Source organism: Nostoc sp. 'Peltigera membranacea cyanobiont' 232 (assembly GCF_002245985.1).
In the GTDB taxonomy this organism is placed as follows: domain Bacteria; phylum Cyanobacteriota; class Cyanobacteriia; order Cyanobacteriales; family Nostocaceae; genus Nostoc.
Genome location: NZ_NOLK01000368.1, coordinates 1 through 1,681, shown reverse-complemented (window position 1 = coordinate 1,681; position 1,681 = coordinate 1). Strand labels below are relative to the sequence as shown.

Annotated in this window: 3 protein-coding genes and 1 pseudogene; 1 reads left to right on the top strand and 3 read right to left on the bottom strand. The window is 38.4% G+C overall.

Annotated features, from left to right (window positions below; genetic code table 11):
- The first annotated feature begins 150 nt into the window (after positions 1–150).
- A complete protein-coding gene (locus CDG79_RS40375) occupies positions 151–1,185 on the top strand; it encodes an endonuclease NucS domain-containing protein (RefSeq protein ID WP_094347024.1) in 1,035 nt (344 codons plus the stop codon).
- Positions 1,186–1,196: 11 nt separating this feature from the next.
- On the opposite strand, the gene CDG79_RS40370 is transcribed toward CDG79_RS40375, so the two are convergent.
- From CDG79_RS40370 to CDG79_RS44660, 3 genes and pseudogenes are all read right to left on the bottom strand, one after another.
- The gene (locus CDG79_RS40370; protein WP_094347023.1) at positions 1,197–1,400 is read right to left on the bottom strand and encodes a hypothetical protein; all 204 of its coding nucleotides are present in this window, start codon (positions 1,398–1,400) and stop codon (positions 1,197–1,199) included.
- Between the two features lie 20 nt (positions 1,401–1,420).
- Positions 1,421–1,558 (bottom strand): annotated as a pseudogene (locus CDG79_RS44665) (GIY-YIG nuclease family protein); the annotation flags it as partial.
- Positions 1,498–1,681: hypothetical protein (locus CDG79_RS44660; RefSeq protein ID WP_223278676.1), on the bottom strand; the 184-nt coding region annotated here is incomplete at its 5' end. The pseudogene CDG79_RS44665 and the gene CDG79_RS44660, both read right to left, overlap by 61 nt.

Sequence of the window (1,681 nt, the reverse complement as noted above, 5' to 3'; positions counted from 1 at the left end):
CAGTAACACGACCACGTAAAGACCCATCAGTTGCTGTTTAATACCTAAGATTATTCATACTTTTGCTAAGTCTCTGATTAACTCAGCCCTGCTGGGTCTTTTTGCATGGCTTAGTCTAAACTCCAGTAGTAATATTGCAGTGACGAAGATATGTTAGCTGGTGCAGCACTACGTAAAACAGGTTCTAGTTGGGAATTTGCATCAGAAGCAGCATTAGAAGATTTTGTTTGGGATAACCTACAGCAATTATCAGGCTTAAAACCTTTAAAACGACAGTATGCTGTTAAGGGCGAAATCTGCGATATCTTAGCACTTAACGACACGAGACAATTAGTAATTTTAGAACTCAAAAATACTGAAGATAGATATATAGTCCAGCAATTAACTCGCTACTACGATAACTTACTAGACGAAAAACCATTTCAAGAGCAAATTGATTACAGTCAGCCTGTCCGGTTAATTGCGATCGCACCCTCATTTCACAGACATAATTTGATTGACCGCAAACACACAAAGTTGATAGTTGATTTTTTGCAGGTTTCTGTTGCTCAGATTAATCAAAATTTTCACTTACAACTGCAAGATATTGATACTAATCAAACTTGGTCAATTCCGATTCCCTATCAGGAACTTGACATTAGCAGTACATCAAGCAATATTCCAGAACCACCGCAATTACTTTTAGATTGGCTTGGTGCTTGCACTGGAGAAGAACAACAAGCAATTCTCAAACTTAGAGAGAAAATTATTAGTTTTGATGGGCGAATCAAAGAAGAATTTGAAGGTAAAAATACTATTAGATATGGCAGAGGTAAAGCTAAACCAGTAGCCGAACTATACTATCAAAGAAAGATTAATAAACCAGTCATATTTCTATGGCTCCCTACTCCAAGCTCATTATTATTTACACAAAGAAGACAAGTGATTGGCAGAATGAGGCTGTGGATGGATGGTGCTGTTGTAACCTATGCTGGTCATGTACCAGAGGGGTTTGGACGGATGAGACTGCAATCTGAATGGGATGCCATGCCACGAGAAAAAAGACCTAGAAATTTGTATTGGAGCCTTTCTTATAAATCATTTTCTCCTGTGGTGATTAACACTTATAAGGAGTTAATTCAAAATCCTGATTCCCTAGAATCATTAGCAGATTTAGCACTTGAAAAGTGGTTAGCAAGAATATAAATTATTCAGATTTAGTCATCTGGAAATTGCCAAGATGAAATACTTTCTACATCTTTACTACTGCATTGAATACAAGTAACATCAAATGCTGAATCCATCCACTCATAATCGCAAGCACGACAATGACAGAAAATATTATTACGGTTGGCATCTTTTATACCCTGATGCCATTGCTGTAGTTGGTCAGGATTTTGAAAAGGTAAATTATCAGACATTTTAATCACCACGAAACACCCTACTTAAACGGCTGCCCCCACCGCTCCCAATTTTCCTTGTTGAACGGCGATCGCCACTTTTGAATCAGGCTCAACTCTAGCGCCTGCCGTGCGCGTCGTTCAACTGGAGCATCCCACCAAAAACCAATATTAACGCTCTTTTATGTCTCTGGTGAGAGAAAAATGCTCTGATTTGCTGAGATTTTTGAAACTCCTTGAAGGCTGTGAAGAATGCAGACGCTGCTATGTCGGAAATATTGGGATTTATCAAATATATCTGT

Coding starts and splice junctions, on each gene's coding strand:
- CDG79_RS40375 (WP_094347024.1), top strand. CDS start 151: ATGTTAGCTGGTGCAGCACTACGTAAAACAGGTTCTAGTTGGGAATTT.
- CDG79_RS40370 (WP_094347023.1), bottom strand. CDS start 1,400: ATGTCTGATAATTTACCTTTTCAAAATCCTGACCAACTACAGCAATGG.